At 59.9% G+C, this 18,211-nt stretch carries 18 protein-coding genes; 5 read left to right on the top strand and 13 right to left on the bottom strand.

Annotated elements, in window-relative coordinates; genetic code table 11:
* Window positions 1-136 precede the first annotated feature (136 nt).
* The 5 genes from AC07W5_RS28325 to AC07W5_RS28345 form a co-directional block, all read right to left on the bottom strand.
* On the bottom strand, window positions 137-2,398 hold the full coding sequence (locus AC07W5_RS28325; RefSeq protein ID WP_495024748.1) for an ATP-binding protein: 2,262 nt from the start codon (window positions 2,396-2,398) through the stop codon (window positions 137-139).
* Complete coding sequence (locus AC07W5_RS28330; protein WP_494994044.1) at window positions 2,395-3,168, bottom strand: substrate-binding periplasmic protein; 774 nt, start codon at window positions 3,166-3,168, stop codon at window positions 2,395-2,397. Before AC07W5_RS28330 ends, AC07W5_RS28325 begins: the two co-directional genes overlap by 4 nt.
* A gap of 5 nt (window positions 3,169-3,173) precedes the next feature.
* Complete coding sequence (locus tag AC07W5_RS28335) at window positions 3,174-3,893, bottom strand: response regulator (protein WP_494994045.1); 720 nt, start codon at window positions 3,891-3,893, stop codon at window positions 3,174-3,176.
* 91 nt (window positions 3,894-3,984) lie between these two features.
* Entirely contained in the window at window positions 3,985-4,632 is a 648-nt protein-coding gene (locus tag AC07W5_RS28340; protein WP_494994046.1) for a TetR family transcriptional regulator C-terminal domain-containing protein, read from the bottom strand.
* Between the two features lie 142 nt (window positions 4,633-4,774).
* Complete coding sequence (locus tag AC07W5_RS28345; protein WP_495024749.1) at window positions 4,775-5,824, bottom strand: ABC transporter substrate-binding protein; 1,050 nt, start codon at window positions 5,822-5,824, stop codon at window positions 4,775-4,777.
* 214 nt (window positions 5,825-6,038) lie between these two features.
* On the opposite strand from AC07W5_RS28345, the gene AC07W5_RS28350 reads away from it, so the two are divergent.
* The 3 genes from AC07W5_RS28350 (at window position 6,039) to AC07W5_RS28360 (ending at window position 9,554) form a co-directional block, all read left to right on the top strand.
* A complete protein-coding gene (locus AC07W5_RS28350) occupies window positions 6,039-8,000 on the top strand; it encodes an oxidoreductase (RefSeq protein ID WP_495024750.1) in 1,962 nt (653 codons plus the stop codon).
* Window positions 8,001-8,102: 102 nt separating this feature from the next.
* Window positions 8,103-8,720, top strand: coding sequence for a helix-turn-helix domain-containing protein (locus AC07W5_RS28355; protein ID WP_494994049.1), 618 nt, complete (start codon window positions 8,103-8,105; stop codon window positions 8,718-8,720).
* A 72-nt stretch (window positions 8,721-8,792) separates the two neighbouring features.
* Window positions 8,793-9,554 carry an enoyl-CoA hydratase gene (locus AC07W5_RS28360; RefSeq protein ID WP_494994050.1) on the top strand — a complete coding sequence of 254 codons (762 nt, stop codon included), beginning with the start codon at window positions 8,793-8,795 and terminating at the stop codon, window positions 9,552-9,554.
* 11 nt (window positions 9,555-9,565) lie between these two features.
* On the opposite strand, the gene AC07W5_RS28365 is transcribed toward AC07W5_RS28360, so the two are convergent.
* Both AC07W5_RS28365 and AC07W5_RS28370 read right to left on the bottom strand, forming a co-directional pair.
* Window positions 9,566-9,874 (bottom strand): class I SAM-dependent methyltransferase, encoded by a 309-nt coding sequence (locus AC07W5_RS28365; protein ID WP_494994051.1) that lies wholly within the window; start codon window positions 9,872-9,874, stop codon window positions 9,566-9,568.
* 185 nt (window positions 9,875-10,059) lie between these two features.
* Window positions 10,060-11,067: a GlxA family transcriptional regulator gene (locus AC07W5_RS28370; RefSeq protein ID WP_495024751.1), complete on the bottom strand. Its 1,008-nt coding sequence runs from the start codon at window positions 11,065-11,067 to the stop codon at window positions 10,060-10,062.
* Window positions 11,068-11,179: 112 nt separating this feature from the next.
* On the opposite strand from AC07W5_RS28370, the gene inhA reads away from it, so the two are divergent.
* Complete coding sequence (gene inhA / locus AC07W5_RS28375; RefSeq protein ID WP_494994053.1) at window positions 11,180-11,869, top strand: isonitrile hydratase; 690 nt, start codon at window positions 11,180-11,182, stop codon at window positions 11,867-11,869.
* Here inhA and AC07W5_RS28380 read toward each other — a convergent pair.
* Together AC07W5_RS28380 and AC07W5_RS28385 are read right to left on the bottom strand one after the other, a co-directional pair.
* The gene (locus tag AC07W5_RS28380; protein WP_495024752.1) at window positions 11,857-12,132 is read right to left on the bottom strand and encodes a hypothetical protein; all 276 of its coding nucleotides are present in this window, start codon (window positions 12,130-12,132) and stop codon (window positions 11,857-11,859) included. The two genes, inhA and AC07W5_RS28380, sit on opposite strands and share 13 nt — an antisense overlap.
* 202 nt (window positions 12,133-12,334) lie before the next feature.
* Window positions 12,335-12,823 (bottom strand): SRPBCC family protein, encoded by a 489-nt coding sequence (locus AC07W5_RS28385; protein WP_494994055.1) that lies wholly within the window; start codon window positions 12,821-12,823, stop codon window positions 12,335-12,337.
* A 159-nt stretch (window positions 12,824-12,982) separates the two neighbouring features.
* Here AC07W5_RS28385 and AC07W5_RS28390 point away from each other — a divergent pair, with 159 nt between their 5' ends.
* Window positions 12,983-13,381 (top strand): GFA family protein, encoded by a 399-nt coding sequence (locus AC07W5_RS28390; protein ID WP_494994056.1) that lies wholly within the window; start codon window positions 12,983-12,985, stop codon window positions 13,379-13,381.
* A gap of 47 nt (window positions 13,382-13,428) precedes the next feature.
* On the opposite strand, the gene peaD is transcribed toward AC07W5_RS28390, so the two are convergent.
* The 4 genes from peaD to peaA all read right to left on the bottom strand — a co-directional run bounded on the left by peaD (window position 13,429) and on the right by peaA (window position 18,003).
* Window positions 13,429-14,547, bottom strand: a complete 1,119-nt coding sequence (peaD, locus tag AC07W5_RS28395) for a quinohemoprotein amine dehydrogenase subunit beta (RefSeq protein WP_495024753.1) — start codon at window positions 14,545-14,547, stop codon at window positions 13,429-13,431.
* 38 nt (window positions 14,548-14,585) lie between these two features.
* A complete protein-coding gene (qhpC, locus tag AC07W5_RS28400; RefSeq protein ID WP_489071896.1) occupies window positions 14,586-14,909 on the bottom strand; it encodes a quinohemoprotein amine dehydrogenase subunit gamma in 324 nt (107 codons plus the stop codon).
* A 1-nt stretch (window position 14,910) separates the two neighbouring features.
* Window positions 14,911-16,341 carry a quinohemoprotein amine dehydrogenase maturation protein gene (gene peaB, locus AC07W5_RS28405; RefSeq protein WP_494994058.1) on the bottom strand — a complete coding sequence of 477 codons (1,431 nt, stop codon included), beginning with the start codon at window positions 16,339-16,341 and terminating at the stop codon, window positions 14,911-14,913.
* 81 nt (window positions 16,342-16,422) lie between these two features.
* Entirely contained in the window at window positions 16,423-18,003 is a 1,581-nt protein-coding gene (peaA, locus tag AC07W5_RS28410) for a quinohemoprotein amine dehydrogenase subunit alpha (protein WP_495024754.1), read from the bottom strand.
* Window positions 18,004-18,211 lie beyond the last annotated feature (208 nt).

Genomic DNA, 18,211 nt, shown 5'->3' on the forward strand with positions numbered 1-18,211 from the left:
CGGCAGTTCATTATTATTATCTCCAATAAGCTTCGAAGACCGCGTCCGGCGCGGTTGTCCCGATTATTGGAAAGCCATGTAAGTTCGCGTTGTACGCAAAGATCAAAGATGTAATAAGTCGTAACGAATTTGTGCGTCAGGCATTCAACACGTCTGCCAGCACCCCTTGCGAACGCTGCAACACCCCATGGAACTGCGGCACCAGCGCGTGTATCGCCACGGTGTCGTTGATCAGTGCGGCCTCCTCGAAGGCTCGCAGGACATCGGCCAAGGCGCGGAACCCCAGCGAATCGCTGCTCCCGGCCAAACGATGGGCCAGATGCGCCACTTCCGTGCAGTCACCCGCCTCGATGGCTTCCGTAAGCGCCGTGCGATGCTGGGCAATCGAGTCGCGCAACACCTTCAGCAGGCCGTGAAGTTTTTGTTCGCCGAGCAAGGTGCGATGGGTGTGCAGCAACTGCCAGTCCATCAACTCGTGTTCCAGCGCAGGCTCGGGCATGGGCGATTCACCGGCCAATGCCTGGCGCAGACTTTCGAGTTTCAACGGTTTGCCGAGAATGCCCTGCATACCGGCATCCAGATAACCGCGTACCAAGGTCGGCTGCACGCTGGCGGTCAGAGCGAAAATACGGCTGTGTTGATTGGGCCCAGACGTGCTGCGGATCAGTCTGCACAGCTCGACGCCGCTCATTCCCGGCAGATGCACATCCAGCAGAATCAACTCGAAGGATTGCTTGCGGCAGCACTCCAAAGCCTGCTCGGCATCTTCGGCGAGACTGACCCGATGCCCGTCCCGCTCCAGCAAGCCGCTGACCACATCGCGGTTCAGCGCCACGTCTTCGACCACCAGAATGCTCAGGGCCTGGCCCGGCGCACTGGTGGCGGTGGCGTTCGCAACCCCCACGACCGGTTGCAGGGTCAGCTCGAACCAGAAACAGCTGCCCTGCCCCTCCTGGCTGTCGACACCGATGCGCCCGCCAAGAACTTCCACCAGATGTTTACTGATCGCCAATCCCAATCCGGTGCCGCCATAACGCTGCGCCACGTCTTCGCTGGCTTGAGTGAAACGCTCGAAAATCTTTACCTGCACCGCTGCCGCGATGCCGATGCCGTTGTCGGTCACGCTGAAACGCAGGCGCTGTCCAGTTATCAGATCACCAGCAGCCAGCAGCGCGACGTCAACGGTGATCTGCCCTGCCTCGGTGAACTTGACGGCATTGGCCAGGAGATTGCTCAACACCTGACGCAAAAACTGCTCGGCACCGTGGCAACGATCTGCGACCTGCGGATCAAACCGGCAATGCAATTGAGTGCCATTGCTCAACGCCCTCGGCTCAAGCAGCGTCAGCACTTCATCGATCAGTTGCCTGACGGAGAAATCGACGAGCTCCGGATGGCTTTCACCTTCTTCCAGCCGGGCGAAATACAGCACTTCGTTGAGAATCGTCAGCAAACCTTCGCCGGCCTTATACAAAGCTTCCAGACGTTTACCATCGCGCTCCTCGAGGCGGGCGCCGCGCAGCAGTTCAGCCATGCCAAGAATGCCATTGAGCGGCGTGCGCAGTTCATGGCTCATGGTGGCGAGGAAGCGCGACTTGGCGAGGTTGGCCGCTTCGGCATCGTCCTTGGCGCGCAGCAGACTGGCGGTGCGTCGCTCGACCATTTTCTGCAGTTCGTCACGCTTGTCTTGCAGTGCCAGACGGTCGACTTCGCGCCGGTCGATATCGCTAAGGATTGCCCGGCGCATGTCATCGAGCGCGTGAGCCACGGTATCGATTTCGTCCTCGGTACCGGTGCTGCTTTTATCCAGCCGCAAAGGCTCGTGCCAGTCTCCGGCGGCAATTCGCCGGGCAAAATCGGCCATGACCTGCAGATGTCGGGTCACCAAACGGTAGAACAACCCCGAAAGCGCAACCGCCAGACCGCAGAGGAACACACTCATCCATAACAGGCTGGTCAGCCCGGTGGCGTACAAACGGCGATACACCGCCCCCAGATCGGTACTGACTTCCAGCTCGCCCAGATGCCGCGATGGGCCGGCCGGCGGCTGATAGTTCAGCTCGAAACGCTCGATGCGCAACGCCCCCGGTGCAGATGAACTGCCTTGCAGCAGGTCAAAGTCAGGGCTGCTCAAACGCACGCGGGCCACATCGGAAAAATCCACCAACCCGCGTAATTGCACATTCAACTGCTCCTGGTTGAGATCCCAGAGGCTGCGCTCCAGACTTGCCAGGTAGCCGGCCCGGATCAGTTCCATGCGCGAATCGATATCACGCATTTCACGGCGGTACTCGAAGTACAACTGCACGGTGCTGGCGAGGAGGGTGAAACAGAGGCTGAACAGCAGGATGAACAGCAGCAAACGCCGCAACAGGCCGCTGGGATTGGTGCGTTTCATTGCGCATCCGCCGGCAGGTTGATCATGTCTCGGTAGGTGGCTTCACTTTCGTTCAGCCAACGTTCGATCTCGCCGGAGTCGACCATCCGCTGCAGTTGGGCGTCGATATCGGGCATGCGTTCGGCCAGTGCGGAACGGCGTGACACCGCGACCCGTAAATAGTCCACGCTCAACGAATTGGGCAATGCCTCGATGTCTGCGGCGCCCGGCAAGTGTTCAACGAACAGCTGCCCGGTGCGTCGCTCCTGAGTGATGAAGTCGATCCTGCCGCGAATCAGTTTGCCGAAGTTCTGTCGACTGTCGGACACCCATTCGATATTGCCGTGCTGAGCGACGAAACGATCGAAGTCCAGCCCATAGCTTTCACCGAACAGTAAACCGCCACGGTAGTTGCCCAGGTCTTCAAGCCGTTCGAACTTCACCGGATGTTGGCGATTGACGAACACCGCGACTTCTTCGCGCAACACCGGCACCGTCGAGAAGCGCATGCTCTGCTCGCGTTGCGCCGTGCTGTAGGCCAGGACCACGTCAACGCGGCCTTCGGCGGCGTCCAGCAAGCAGCGCTTCCAGTTGCCCAGCACGACGATGTCGACCTCATAACCCAGCTGACCAAACAAGCTTTTGACCACGCTGGGCGCAAGGCCGCGCACCTGTTTGCCGTCGCTCCAGGAAATCGGCGGGTAGACCGGATAATCGCAATAACGAATTCGCTCGGCCGCCGCAGCGCTTGTACCCGCCAGCGCCAACAGCAGCCAGAGCAGCCGCAACATGCCGTTCAGGCAGCCTCACTGGCGGTGAACAAATAACCTGCGCCATGGATGGTAATGATCAATTGCGGTTCGGCGGGATCGTCATGCAGTTTGCGCCGCAAGCGCCCCACCAGGACGTCGATGGAGCGATCATTGGGCACCCATTCACGGTTGCGGATCTGATCCATCAACTGGTCGCGACTCAAGGTATGGCCACTGTTGCGCAAAAACACACTGAGCAACTGGTATTCACCATGGGTCAGCAGGGTTTCGCCACCGGCTTGATCGATCAAGCGTCGGCGATCGGTATCCAGTGCCCAGGCAGCGAACTGTTTGACTTGCTGACGAGGCAGCACCGTCGCCGGCTTGTGCACCTGGGCATGGCGAACCCGGCGCACCAGGTTTTTCGCCCGAGACACCAGTTCACGCGGGTTGAGGGGTTTGATCACATAATCATCGGCGCCGCATTCGAGGCCGACGATGCGGTCGATTTCGTCGTTGCGCCCGGTAATCAGGATGATCCCGACCTCCGAGCGTACGCGCAGCTCGCGGGTAAGGGTCAGGCCATCCTTGCCCGGTAGCCGGATGTCCAGCATCACCAGATCGACAGGGGTGGTTGCCAGAAAGGTTTCGGCCAGTTCCGCGGTTGCGGCGCAGTGCACTTCGTAGCCTTCCTGCGAGAGGTAAGCATGAAGGAGTTCGCGAATCAGCGGATCGTCGTCGACGATCAGTACCCGAGGAGTCATCGCTTGTTGTCCTGCCTGTGCCCGAAGGCGCGTTTCTTATTAGAGTTTTTCCTGCATCAGCGGCAGAGAGTATCCATTGCTGAACAGTCGATCAACAGCCCTCCGTCTGCAGCCGGAAACGCTGGCGACCGCCCGCCTGCAAACCGTCGACCCAGGCTTCGCAAATCTGGATGCCCTGATTCGGGGTGAACGTGCCGGGGTTGAGTCCCGACTCCAGCCACAAGCCGTCGAGCAGCGCGCTCAAACCAATAGCGGCAAGGTCGGCATCGAAGTCTTCCCAGCCCTCTTCCTGCGCCAGATCGTTCAACACCTTGCGCAACTCGGCGCGGTATTCACCGTAGGAATGCTCGTGGGCGAGGTTGATCGCCTCGGCGGTCTTTACCGCGCCCCAAAACGCCAGCCAGGCATCCAGCAATTGCGGATCAAGCATTTCGGCCGAGAACGATGCGCGAAAGAACGCCGACAAACGCTCGCGCGCATTGGGTGCGGCTTGTTCCATGGCTTCGCGTAGCAGGCTCATGACTCGACCGGTGACCGCCATGTAGGCTTCGGCCACCAGTTCATCCTTGCCTGAATAGTGATGACTGATCAGCCCGACCGAAACCCCCGCCTGCGCGGAGATCTTGCGGATCGAAGCGCCCTGGAAGCCGTGGCGTTTGAGGCACACCAGCGTTGCCTCGATCAGGTTGGCCTTGCGCAACTCCGGCTCCATTCGGGAAAAGCGGGCTTCCTGAGTCATTGTGGTCAATCTCCTGGGATCAGTCGTTGGGCTGGTTGTTTGCAGCCACTAAGCTGAACGACTGTACAACAGGAACTCGAACTGTGGCGAGGGGGCTTGCCACGCGAACCGTAGCGGCTGCTACGGGCATTAAGGTCTGCGCCTATTTGCTCGCCCAGGCATTGAAGCGCTCTTCGAGTTCTTCACCGTGATCGACCCAGAACGGCACATTCATCGACAACGCGCCGGTCAGGTTCTGCGGTGCGGTCGGCACCCATTGGGCCAGCTTGGGATCCAGGCGCGCCGCCGCTTGCGTGTTGGTTGGCCCGTAAGGAATCTGCTCGACATACTTGATCTGCGCGTCGGATTGGTTGGCGAAAGCAATGAACCTTTTGGCCTGGTCCACATGTGTTGAGCCTTTGATGATTGCCCAGTAGTCCATGCCGTACAGGCTCCCAGGCCAGACCAGCCCCAGATGGCTGCCGCCTTGCGCGGCGGCGGCGATGCGCCCGCTGTAGGTTGAGGTCATCACCACGTCTCCGGAGATCAGCCATTGCGCCGGTTGCGCGCCGGCTTCCCACCACTGGATATAGGGTTTGAGTTCAGTCAGTTTGGCGAACGCACGATCTACGCCCGCGGGTGTGCTCAATACCGAATACACGTCCTCGACTTTCACCCCGTCCGCCAACAAGGCGAACTCAAGGTTATACACCGCACGTTTACGCAACCCGCGCTTGCCGGGGATTTTCTGTACATCCCAGAAGTCCGCCCATGAAGCTGGTGCCTGCGCCAGTTTGTCGGTGTCGTAAGCAATCGCCACGCTCCATACCAACGCGGCGGAACCGCACGCTTGTGCCGCATCGGGAATCAACTGGTCCTCTCGTCCAAGTTTCTTCCAGTCGAGTCGCTCGTACATGCCCTCATCGCAGCCGCGCATCAGGTCCGGGCCTTCGATCTGCACCACGTCCCAATCGACGTTGCCGGTGTCGACCATCACCTTGATCCTGGCCATCTCGCCGTTGTATTCGCTTTGGATCAGCTTGCTGCCGTCCGCTGCGCTGAAGGGTTGAAAGAAAGCCACATCCTGGGCTTTTTGACCGGCACCGCCATAACCGACCACCACCATGTCCTGTTCTGCTTGAGCGCTACCCAGGCCCATGGCGAGGGTGAGAATCAAAGGATAAAAACCGTGCTTGAGCGTATTCGACTTCATCAGTGGTTCCTCGTGCTGGTATCACTCAGCGAGCGCTGCCGTGACCCGTTTTTATTTTGGTGAGGTTCACCCCAGGAGTGGGTGCGGATTGAAGCTACTCAACCACAATTAAAAAAACAAGTTGATTTTTTACTGAGGGTAAATTTCTATAGCGGAATAATAACAACGCCGAAAATCCTGTTTACCGGCCTCGGCTAGCCTGGAGTACCACACCATGCCGACTTCAAACCAAGCGTTTGCGCACCTCTTCGAACCGCTGCAGATCCGTGGCAAGCGCCTCAAAAACCGCATCATGTCCAGCGGTCACGACACGTCGATGCCGACCGACAATCTGGTCAACGAGCAATTGATCGCCTATCACCGGGCGCGTGCCGAGGGCGGCGTGGGCCTGATCGTGCTGCAAGTTGCCGGGGTGCATGACAGCGCGCGCTACACCTCCCATGTGCTGATGGCCACCGACGACGCCTGCATCGAGGGCTACCGAAAACTGGCCGAAACCTGTCATGCCCATGGCACCGTGGTGCTCTCGCAGATCTTCCATCCGGGGCGGGAAATCATGGAGTCCAGCGATGGCCTGCTGGCCGTCGCCTACTCGCCTTCGGCGGTGCCCAACGAACGCTTTCGGGTCATGCCGCGCGCGCTTGATCAGGCGATGATCGACGACATCGTCGCCGGCTATGGCGCAGCGGCCCGGCGTTTGTATCAAGCCGGGCTGGACGGTGTGGAAGTGGTCGCCAGCCATGGTTACCTGCCCGCGCAATTCATCAACCCACGCGTCAACCAACGCACCGACGGTTACAACGGCGACCTGCAACAGCGCCTGCGGTTTCTGCGCGAAGTCATTGCGCTGGTGCGCGCGAACACTGACGAGCAGTTCATCATCGGCTTGCGCATCTCCGCCGACGAACGCGACCCCGAGGGCCTGACCGAAGACGAGTCGCTGGCGGCGGTCAAGTCACTGCAGCAGTACCTGGATTACGTGCACATCGTCGCGGGGACCTCGGCGTCTTTGGGCGGTGCGGTGCATATCGTGCCGCCGATGGCCATCGAACCGGCCTATCTGGCCAAGGAGGCCGGGACGTTCAAGGCCAGCCTGTCGATTCCGCTGTTCGTCACTGGACGCATCAACCAGCCGCAGGAGGCCGAACTGATCATTGCTCGCGGTCAGGCCGATGTGTGCGGCATGACCCGCGCACTGATCTGCGACCCGCAAATGCCGAACAAGACCGACGCCGGGCGCAGCGAAGATGTTCGAGCCTGCATCGCCTGCAATCAGGCGTGCATCGGGCACTTCCACAAAGGCTTGCCGATTTCCTGCATTCAGCACCCGGAAACCGGCCGTGAACTGGTTTTCGGCTCCCTGCAGCCGACCACCAAACGCAAGCGCATCATGATCGCCGGCGGCGGTCCGGCCGGGATGAAGGCGGCCGCCGTGGCCGCCGAGCGCGGGCATGAGGTCACGCTCTATGAAGCCAGTTCGCAGCTCGGCGGGCAGGTCCTGCTGGCGCAACTGCTGCCTCGGCGCAGCGAATTCGGCGGCGCCAGCACCAACTTGCAGCGGGAAATGGAACTGGCCGGCGTACGCGTGGTGCGCAACACCCGCGTCGACCGGGCACTGGTCGAGCGCGAACAGCCGGATCTGGTGATCGTTGCAACCGGTGCCGAACCCTACTGGCCGGCTTTCGAACGCGGCGGCGAACTGCAAGTGGTGGATGCCTGGCAGGTGCTGCGCGACGAGGTCAAGCTCGGGCGTTCGGCGCTCGTCGTCGACTGGCGTTGCGACTGGATCGGCCCCGGCGTCGCCGAACGTCTGGTGCGCGCAGGGCATCAGGTGCAACTGGCGGTCAACGGCACCCATTGCGGGGAAAACCTGCCGCTGTACGTGCGCGATCAACTGGTCGGTGAGCTGCATCGGCTGGGCATTCCGATCACGCCCTATGCCCGTCTGTACGGCTGCGATGACAGCACCGTCTACATGCAACACACCGCCAGTGCAGAGCCGATCATGTTCGAAGACATCGACACCCTGGTGCTGTGCCAGGGCCATCAGCCGGTGGATACGCTGGGCGCGCAACTGCAGGGGTTGGTGGAATTTCGCCGGATCGGCGACTGCCTGGCACCGCGCACGGCCGAAGAAGCGATTTATGAAGGGTTGAAGGTTGCCTGGGACCTCTGAGGCTGCTTTATACTCCGGGCCCTTGTCAGCGCCCTCGCTGACGTGCCATCGGCAGGCTCGAGCGTTTCAGACGCTCAGCCAACACTCGGTTCGGAGCACGCAATGAGCAACAGCAGCAACCTGCCGCCTGCCAGCGCCGCGTCCGCCAAACAGAGCGGCGCAACAGAGCCGCACTTTCTGGGCACGCGGATTCGCGGGCTGCGCAAACGCCGGGGCATGACCCTGACCGCCCTGGCTGAGATGAGCGAGCTGACGGCAGGCTATATCAGCCAGCTCGAACGCAATCTGGCTTACCCCTCGATTCCGGCGTTGTTCAACATCGCCCGCAGCCTGGGCGTCACCATCCAGTGGTTCTTCGCCAGCGAAGCCAGCACGGCCCCCGAGGACAGTGGTTACGTGGTCCGCAAGAACAGCCGAATGAGCGTGCATTACGAAGACGGCATCGTTGACCAGTTGCTGACCCCGCAACCCAATCGTCAATTGGAGATCCTGCATTCGCGCTTTCCGCCAGGCACTTACAGCCAGCAGAGCTATTGCCATGAAGGCGAGGAAGCCGGATACCTGCTCTCCGGCAACTTTGAGCTGTGGGTCGGCGAGCGCTATTTTCAGCTCAATGAAGGCGACAGTTTCAGTTTTTCCAGCCAGGAACCTCACCGTTATGGCAATCCCGGTGAGGTCGATGCGGTGGTGATCTGGGTAATCACCCCGCCGACCTTTTGAAGCGCCAAAAACAACAAGAAACTGCCGGAACCCGTGGTGTTCCGGACAGTGAAATCCAGCAAAGGCGACCCCATGAACGACCTGATCAAGTGCAACCAAAGCGGCGGACTGTTGACCTTGACCATCAACCGTCCGGACAAGCTCAATGCCCTGAGCAACAGCATGTACACCCGTCTGGCCGACCTGCTGTTTGCTGCCGCCGAAGACCCCGAGACTGCCGTGGTCATCATCACCGGGGGCGAACAGTGCTTTACCAGTGGCAACGACCTGCAGGACTTTCTCCAGGATCCACCGACCCATCTGAATAGCCCGGCGTTCCGTCTCATGGACGCGGTCATCCATCTGGACAAGCCGTTGATCGCCGCGGTCTGCGGCGCTGCCATCGGTATCGGCACCACCCTCCTGCTGCATTGCGATCAGGTGCTGGTCACCCGTAATACCAAACTGCGCATGCCCTTCGTGAACCTTGGCTTGTGCCCTGAATTCGGTGCAAGCCTGCTGTTACCGCGCATGCTCGGCCATGCCAGAGCCGCCCGACTGCTGCTCTGGGGGGACGGCCTGGACGGCACTCAGGCGGTGGCTTGGGGGCTGGCCAATGAAGTGCTGGACGACGGCGAACAATGTCTGGCCGCAGCACAACGGATGGCCGATCGACTGCTGGCCCTGCCTCGCGAGTCCCTGTTGCACAGCAAACGGCTGCTTAAGCAGCCAGTGCTGAAGGAACTGGAGGAAACCCTGCGCAGGGAAAACCTGCTGTTTATCGAACGTCTGAACAGCACCGAAGCCAAGGACGCGTTGAACGCCATGCTGCAACGCAGTAGCGCCAATGCCTGAACCCACTGGCCTCAGCGGCGGGTAATCAACCCTTGCCGGGCGATTCGCGTCAGTTGCTTGATGACTTCTGCCGCGTGCTCGGCGCTGGGTGCCTGAATCACCGCCAGATCGAAACTGTTGCTGGCAAAGCGCGCCAGCGACTCCCCGTCTTCGACAAACTGAATCAGAAAAGCCGAAGGACCACCGGTGCGTCGCGGCCAGCCATCGAGATAGCGCAGCAAAGTGGGTTGATGTTTACCGCCAAGAAGGATTTTTGGATTGCGCTGGGTGAGGTCCGCCGTGATCGGCGCCAGACGTATAAGGGGGCGAAGTGCATTCATCGTGTCGAGTCTCTGCCTCAAAAGTCTGCATGGCAGGTGAGAGGCAACACCGAACCAGCGCTTTAGCGGTATTTCGAAGCCTGTTTCAAGCTTCTGTCGGTAACCCTTTGAGTCACCTGGCGCCCCGCAAGTAGCTGTTTAAATCGGCGCATGAGCAGCATCCTAGAGAAGCCGATGGTGCAGTGTCAAGAATCTCGATGATCACTCTGCTGCCCGACGTCCTCCGTTGAAAACCGCTCTCGATAAGCCTGAGGTGTCACCCCCATGGCCCTGAAGAAACTGCGCCGCAGCGTCTCTTCACTGCCAAACCCGCACTGCGCCGCCACCCGCTTGATCGGCACGGCGGTATCACACAACAAGCGCCGCGCGGTCTCCACCCGAATCAACTCAATCGCGCGAGCCGGAGTCTGACCCGTCTCGGCCCGGTAATGCCGCACAAAGCTACGGTCACTCATCCCGGCTTGTAGCGCCAGGGTCGGGATGTTGAGTTCCATGGCCAGGTTTTCGGCGATCCAGGCGTGGAGCTCGTCGAAGCGATTGCCGTCTTTTTGCAGGGACAAGGTCACGCTGAATTGCGACTGCCCACCTGGGCGTTTGAGAAACACCACCAGTTGCCGTGCAACCTCCAGGGCCATGGCTCGGCCGAGGTCTTCTTCGACCAGGGCGAGTGTCAGGTCGATACCGGCGGTCACCCCGGCCGAGGTCCAGACCGGGCCGTCATTGATGAAGATCGGGTTGGGCTCGACCCGCAGTTGCGGATGTTTCTGTGCAAGCTGTTCACAGCGGGTCCAGTGGGTGACCACGCGCCGACCGTCGAGCCAACCGCTGGCAGCCAGTAGAAAAGCGCCGGTGCAGACCGAAGCAACCCGTCGCGATACTGATGCCTGCTGGCGTACCCACTCAACCAGGCTGGCGTCTTCGGCCGCCGCGTAGACGCCCCAGCCTCCAGCGATAATCAGCGTGTCGCACGGCCGGTCCTTCGCCGGCAGCGGATCGGCCACCAGCGCCAGCCCGGCTGAAGACATCACCGGTCCCGTCTGCGCGGCAATCACCGTCGGCGCATAGGGCTGCGGCAAACCTTGCTGACGGGCCAGATCATTGGCCGAAGCGAAGACCTGCAACGGCCCGGTCACATCGAGCACTTGCACGTTGGCAAAGGCCAGCACATAAACAGTTTTCGGTTGGGTCGTCATGACTGGCGTAAATCGTGGGCTTATTGGCGTATACGCCAAATCCTACGTCGATAGAGTGAAGTCGTCCACCCATGCCGGGTGAGTGCATTGGATCGACCACGAGGATTGTGCAATGACGCTGCAGATCGGTTTTCTGTTGTTTCCACAGGTTCAGCAACTCGACCTGACCGGGCCTTATGATGTGCTGGCCTCGCTGCCGGACGTCACCGTGCATTTGATCTGGAAGGACCTCGAACCGGTGAGTTCGAGCACCGGCCTGATGTTGATCCCGACCACCCGCTTCGACGACTGCCCGCCCCTGGACGTGATCTGCATTCCCGGCGGTTCCGGTGTCGAACCGCTGATGGAAGACACCGAGACCCTGGACTTCATCAAACGTCAGGCCAGCCACGCGCGCTATATCACCTCGGTCTGCACCGGCGCCCTGGTGCTGGGCGCCGCAGGACTGCTACGCGGCAAACGTGCAACCACTCATTGGGCTTACCACGAGTTGCTTGGCCCGTTGGGCGCCATTCCAATACGCGAGCGTGTGGTGCGCGACGGCAACTTGCTGACCGGCGGAGGCATTACCGCCGGAATCGATTTCGCGCTGAGCCTGGCCAGTGAATTGTTCGGCGAAGACACGGCGCAACTGGTGCAGCTGCAGCTCGAATACGCTCCTGCTCCACCGTTCGACTCCGGCAGCCCGCAGACTGCACCGCGCGCGGTGCTGGAGGAAGCCAATCGGCGCTCGGCGCAATCGCGCAAGCTACGTGGTGAGGTTGTCGATCGGGTTGCGCAGCAGCTGAGTCACAACTGGTAAAGCTGCGCCGAACACACAATCTGTGGCGAGGGAGGTCTGCGCGCGGAAAGCGTCGTCGCCGAGCTAAAGCGTAAGGGCGTGATGGTGACAACGGCAGAACCGTTTGCGGCGACCGCCCATGCGCCCCACGCACTGCGGGGGGCGATCGGGCTGCCAATGTTGAAACGGACGCTGGAAACCCTGCGCGAAGTGGTCGAGGTCTGAAGCTGCGGACTTTTCAGCAGATAACAAAAAACCCGCCGAAGCGGGTTTTTCAAGACCATTACGACATCCTGTCGGCTGCATTCCATGCAAATGGTCGGTCATCCATGACCCTGAGCGCGTCCTTCGCTTCAGTTGATGGATGTAGATTAGGCTCAATGCCCAAGCGTCAACAGACGACATTCCATCGACCGCGTGTAAGCCTTTCGCCATAACCGCGCCGTCGTGCAGTAAATGACGATCGGCGCACCGTTTTGGATAACCTCAATGCGCAGCGAGATACGTCTCAATGTTGCTCATCTGCTCGTCCCAGCCCCTGCTGTTCATGCGGAAGGCTTTCAGACGACGCTCCGCCGGGATGTCGTCGAAACCGGACTCCACTACCCGCAGCAAGGTGCCGGCGTCCGGGTCCTCCGGATCCTCCGAGTCCCCCAGGTCTTCCAGCTCAAACCGCACCAGCGTGGTGGGCTCCGCCGAATAGTCGACACCGGGATCCACGGCATAAGGATGCCAACGGAAGGAAAAAACCAGCTCCGGCTCGAGACGCTCGACCAGTACATCCCACACAAGATGTTCGTACCCCGGATAGGTGATTTTCCCTTGGGTACGCTGGCCCGCGACGAAGCGTTGCCCTTTGAGCGCCACGCCGAACCAGTCACCGAAGGCTTCAGCATCCGCTAGCGCACGCCAGACCAATGAGCGCGGCACGTTGAGCAAGACCTTTCTTTCAATGTGATCTGATGATGTGTTCATAGCAATCCTCCTGAATGAACAGTAGGCCTGCCCGTCCCGGGGAGCAACCCTCACGTTACATCAGGTATTCTCAACTATCGGCAAACGTCGGGAAGTTTGGCCATTAATCCCCCCATATGGCCGGTAATCGTCATTAAAAGTAGATACAAGGATGAATCCGTGAATACCCTCAAAGGCAGTTGCCTGTGCAAAACCATCGAATACCAGCTCGATAGCCTCGACATGCCGATCAGCCACTGCCATTGCCACACCTGTCGCAAAGCTCACGCCGCCGCTTTTGCTTCCACGGCAGGCGTCATGCGAGAACACTTTCGCTGGGTCAAAGGTCAGGACAAGCTTTCATCCTTCGAATCTTCACCGGGAAAACTGCGACACTTCTGCTCTGTCTGCGGTTCCCATTTAGTGGCACAGCGCTTGGGTCAGCCTCATGTGATTGTTCGCGTCGCGACGCTCGATGACGATCCGGGAATCAAGCCACAGGCGCACATATGGACGTCCCATGATGTGCCGTGGCTTGAGTATGAAGCGGTAGTGTCCTGGCCAGAATGGCAAGAGTGAAACCCGTGGCCGGCTACCCTCTCATCCGAGAGCAGCCGGTTTGACCATCAGCGCACAAACACCTGTGCCGTGGTAATCGCCATATCCCCACCCGGCATTTTGATACTGCCCACCTGCTTCAGGCTGTCGGCATCAAAAATCGCCACGTCATTGAAGGTCCCGGCCAGGTAGATCTTGCTGCCTTCCTTGTTGAACGAGATGCAGTAGTAGGAGTGATCCAGGGTTGTCGACTGGAGCAGTTTCTTCTGCTTGATATCGTACTTGGCCAACCGGTTGAGGACGCCGAACATCAGGTTCGGGTCTTTGGGTGAACGCATGCCGCTGAAATAGATTTCCGTCAATGGTCCGAAGTCGGTGGTTTCGGTTTTGCCGGTTTTCAAGTCGATGCTGAACAGGCCGTAAAGGAGCTCGGCGGTCGCCGGGTCTTCCTTCTTGTCTTTGAATTTCGCTGCGGTGTAGAGCAGCGAGAAGTCATGCCGATAGGTTTGCTGGTTCCACACGTAGAGCACGTCCGGCGGGCTGTACAACGGACGCTTCCAGTGGCGGCTGGGGATCAGCACGTCGAATTTTCCGGTTTTCACGTCGACCTTGTAGACGTCCGCGCCTGCCACATAGAGTGTGCCGTCATCGCCGCTTTGCATAATGGTGAGCTGCCGTGGCGCAGGGAAGCTGCGGACCGGTTTGGCGCTCATGCCGGCGTCGGTGGCGTAGACATCCAGCCGTGGCGCCTGCACTTCGTAATGGTCACTGCGCATCAATGTCGGATTGGCGACGGTGTAGAGCTCCTTGCCGTCGTGGCTGACGGTGAAGGCGAACATCGAGCGCGCTTTCTCACCCGGTTGTTGGGTGATGCTGGCGTGGAATACCTGCTTGCAGCTATCCAGCTCGACGCCGTAAACATCCGCGTAATGGTTGTTCAGCACGTAGGCAATCTTGCGATCCGGGGACAGCTGGATAGTGCCCGGGCCGAAGGCGTCCGGCAGTTTGCAGGTCTTGTACAGACTGTCGGTCTTAAGGTCGATGACGTGCAGGTTGTTCGGGTAATTGGTGGTCAACATGTACTCGTGACCGGTTTCGAGAATCGGGTTTTCATCGGCCAGTGCCGTGAACGAACACACGCCCAGAATGGCGGAAGCGGCAAGGCCGCAGACATTGGTGCGAAGCATGCTGGAATCCTTCTGTGGGATTATTTGTCTTTCGGGAACTATTTGTCTTTCGGAAAAACAGTCCCCAGATTGCGCCAGCTCTCGTTGGAGGCTTGCGCATCTTTGTTCCAGTCCGGGTAGGTGCTCATCATGTCCGGCACCTGGGCCGGCCACCAGCAGGGGTCGGAGCAACCGTAAAGGTCAGCCTCCATCGGCTGGCACAGCGACGACACGCCGCCAAAGGCGTCGATCTCCCAACCGGGGTCGGTGGTCGAGGCGCAGCCGGCGACGGAGTTCATCGCCACCACTTCTTCGATACGGTTTTCGGCCGCGGCCTGATCGAGCTTCTGGGCTTTGTTGTTGATTGCCTTGAGATGTTTCATATCAGTGAGCCTTGCGCGGAGTGATGTAGCTGCTGATGAACGCAGGGTTGTGGGCCATGATCCGGGTGTAGACCTGGATGCCGAAGTCGACCCAGTCACGCATCAACTCGCAGTAGTGATAGGTCGGGTGCGTCGGGTCGCCATAGCGGGCGTAGCTTTCGTGGTAGCAGCCGCCGGAGCACAGGTTGCGGATGTGGCAGTCTTCACAACCGGTGTTGGTGCGGTCCAGACGCTGGGACAGGAAGTCGTTCAACTCGACCTGCTTCACCCCGCTGTGGACGTTGCCGAACGTCGGTAACGACGAACCGGTAAAACGGTGGCACAGGTTGAGCTCGCCTTTGTGATCCACCGCCAGCATCTTCAGACCCGCACCGCACGGCAGGGCTTTTTTGTGGCCTTCGTGGATGTCGGTGATTAACTGGTGCAGGTTGGAGAAACCAATATTGCGGTGCTCCAGTGCCGCTTCCAGATAACGCCGACCGAGTTTTTTCATGTTGGCGAAGACTTCAATCAGCTCCTCGCTGGACAGGTTGAAGCTGCTGATGTCGCCAGAGGTCACCGGGGCGAATCCGACTTCGGCAAAGCCCAGCTCATTGAACAGGTGATCCCAGATGGTTTCGACGTCGGTGACGCCTGTGGTCAGGGTCACTCGCGCGCCCACCGGGCGGCTGTTGTAGCGCGACAAGAGCATCTCGGCCTTGCGCCGGACCACGTCGTACGTACCCTGCCCGCCCACGGTGATACGGTTGCGGTCGTGCACGGTTTTCGGGCCGTCGATGCTCACTGACAAACCGAAGCGGTGAGCATTCAGGTAGTCGACGGTCTCTTCGGTGAGCAACGTCGCGTTGGTGGTCATGACGAACTCAACGAATTTTCCGGCCTCGGAAAAACGCTTCTCGCAGTAGTCGACCATGTATTCGATCAGCTTGCGATTGCTCAGCGGCTCGCCGCCAAAGAACACCACAGTGAAACGCTCTTCATCCGGGGATTCGCGCAGCAGCATTTCCACTGAAGCGATCGCCGTTTCGACGTCCATTTTCTTACCGGCCGACGGCTTGTCGAGGTCTTCCTTGTAGCAGTAGGTGCAGCTCAGATTGCAGCCAGTGTTGACGTTCAGCACCACGGTATTGATCGCCGTGCGCTCGACCCGTTTGACGCCGATGTCCGGGGTCAGCGGCGAACCGTCGCTGACCAGTTCCAGGGCGATCAGCTCGCGCAGGGTCTCGGTGATTTCCTCGCCGCCGTAGCGCGCGGCCAGGCGCTCGATCAGGTCGTCGGACGAGCAACCGGGACCGCGCAAGGTATCGATAATCGTGCCCGTCAGTTCATCGCTGGCAAACAGCGAACTGCTCGGAATGTGGAACAACATGCGGTCGGCATCGACATGCACTTCGTGCAGATTCCGCTCGATCAGATTCAAAACAGCGCCCATCGCAACCTCCTGTGCAAACCCGGTTATTCAGGGTCTGCGGTCATTCCTGAAAATGCCTGAACTGCTGGTTTAGCCAGACCATCAGGGAATGGGTGGATTGTTCCAGCGTTGCACGGTGACAATCATGTGGCCTTCACCGGTCAGGGATTTTCCGGCGTCATCCACGGCGGCGATTACCTTGAGGTTGCCCGCGTTGTTAGTGGACATTTTGCGTTGTGGATTGGGCCCGGCATCGCCCGGAGTGAACACCCCGTTGTCGGCCTGCATTTGGCCTGCGAACTTGACGTCTTCGTCCTCCTTGGCGCGCTCGTCGAAGGCTTCGACCTTCCACTGCGCCGGGAACACGCCGATCCGATATGGCTTGCCGTCAGCACCTTTGCCCCAGGCTTCGGCATCGAAACGGCCCTGGACCTTCGGTGTGGAACCGCCGCCCTCGCCGATCCGTGCCACCGAAAACCCGGGCACAACCTTGACCTCGGCTATGTTGCTATAGACCGCCAGCGAGGCACCTTTGAGGCTACCCAGCGTGACCTCGCGCAAGCCTGGCTTCGCATCCGCAGCCGCCTTGAGTCTGACCCGCAAGCGCTCAGGGCTTTGCTCCAGCACTTCGACCACGTCCACGCCTTTGCCGAAGTTTGGTTTGCCAGTGAGACCGCTGCCGATCAGCGTGACTTCAGTTTCGCTACCGGCTTTCAGGTAACCCGGCTGCACCGCCAGCAAACGACTGGAACCGTGCCTTGCCGCAATAAAGTCCAGCCCGCGCTCATCGTGCTCGGCCTCGAACATGCGGCCTTGCAGTTCGCTGCCCTTGGCGGCGAACACCTGACGCATGACCACGCCATCGATCGTCACGTTGCCGCGCCATTCGTAGCCGCTGTAGAGGATTGCGCTGCCTTCGCCATTGAACGGGCTGCCGTCGGCGTATTGGCCTTTGACGCTGACCTTGAACTGATCGGTGCCAGCGGTGCTGACGGTCATCACGCCGGCCAGTTCACCCTTGCCCGGCAACTGGCCGCTGAAGCTCCAGTCGCCTGCCAGTGAGTCGGCTTTCGGAGCTGTTTTAAGCCAGTTGTTCCAAGCCTGGTTTTCCAGCGGATAACGCTTGGCCAGCAGCGGCACCATGTCCTTGCGAGCGATATCGAACCAGTCACGGTCGCGGGCCAGTGCCTGATACTCCAACGAAGGCCATTGCCCCAGGTGGAAGTTCACCAGGCGTTCCCACTCCTGAGCCGGCCGCCGTTGCAAGGCAACCCGCGCACCGGAGTGGCAGCGGCCACACATCTGGCTGGTCTGGTCATCGAAATGCTCGACGGTATTGAGTCGACGCTCCAGCGCATAACGCACACCGTCAGTCTCGCTCGGCGCCAGGCCTTGGGTGTCGGCCAGGTATTTGACCAGCGTACGACGGTCCTCATCGCTGATCTGCAGACCATGCATGGTCTGCATACGGGCGATGCTCATCAGCCAGCCTTCCGGGGTCTTGCGCTGGTGGCTGATGCGGCTCAGAGCGTTGCCAGCCTCGGGGGTGTGACAGCCCTGACAGGTTTCCTTGAGGATGGTCTGCGCATCACGCGCCGCCATGCTTGGGGGAGAATGCAGGGCCACACAAGCGGCTATCGCCAGCAGGCTGCCGCTCATGCCTGATCGGAGTTTTCTCTTCATCAACGTCGAACCTCGCACGGTGCTTTCTTATTTTTTATGGATCGTTTTTATGGTCTCTACCGTCAACCGGCACGCTGTTGACGCAGGCCTGAGAAACGTCTGACATGAGCAATACACGGAGCGTGCCAGCTTATAAATAGTGTTTTTAATCAAGGTATTAACCGAAATCCGCGGCCGCAGACCGATTGGATCGATGGTTGCCAACGTC

This window comes from Pseudomonas sp. GW821-FHT01E05 (assembly GCF_059422425.1).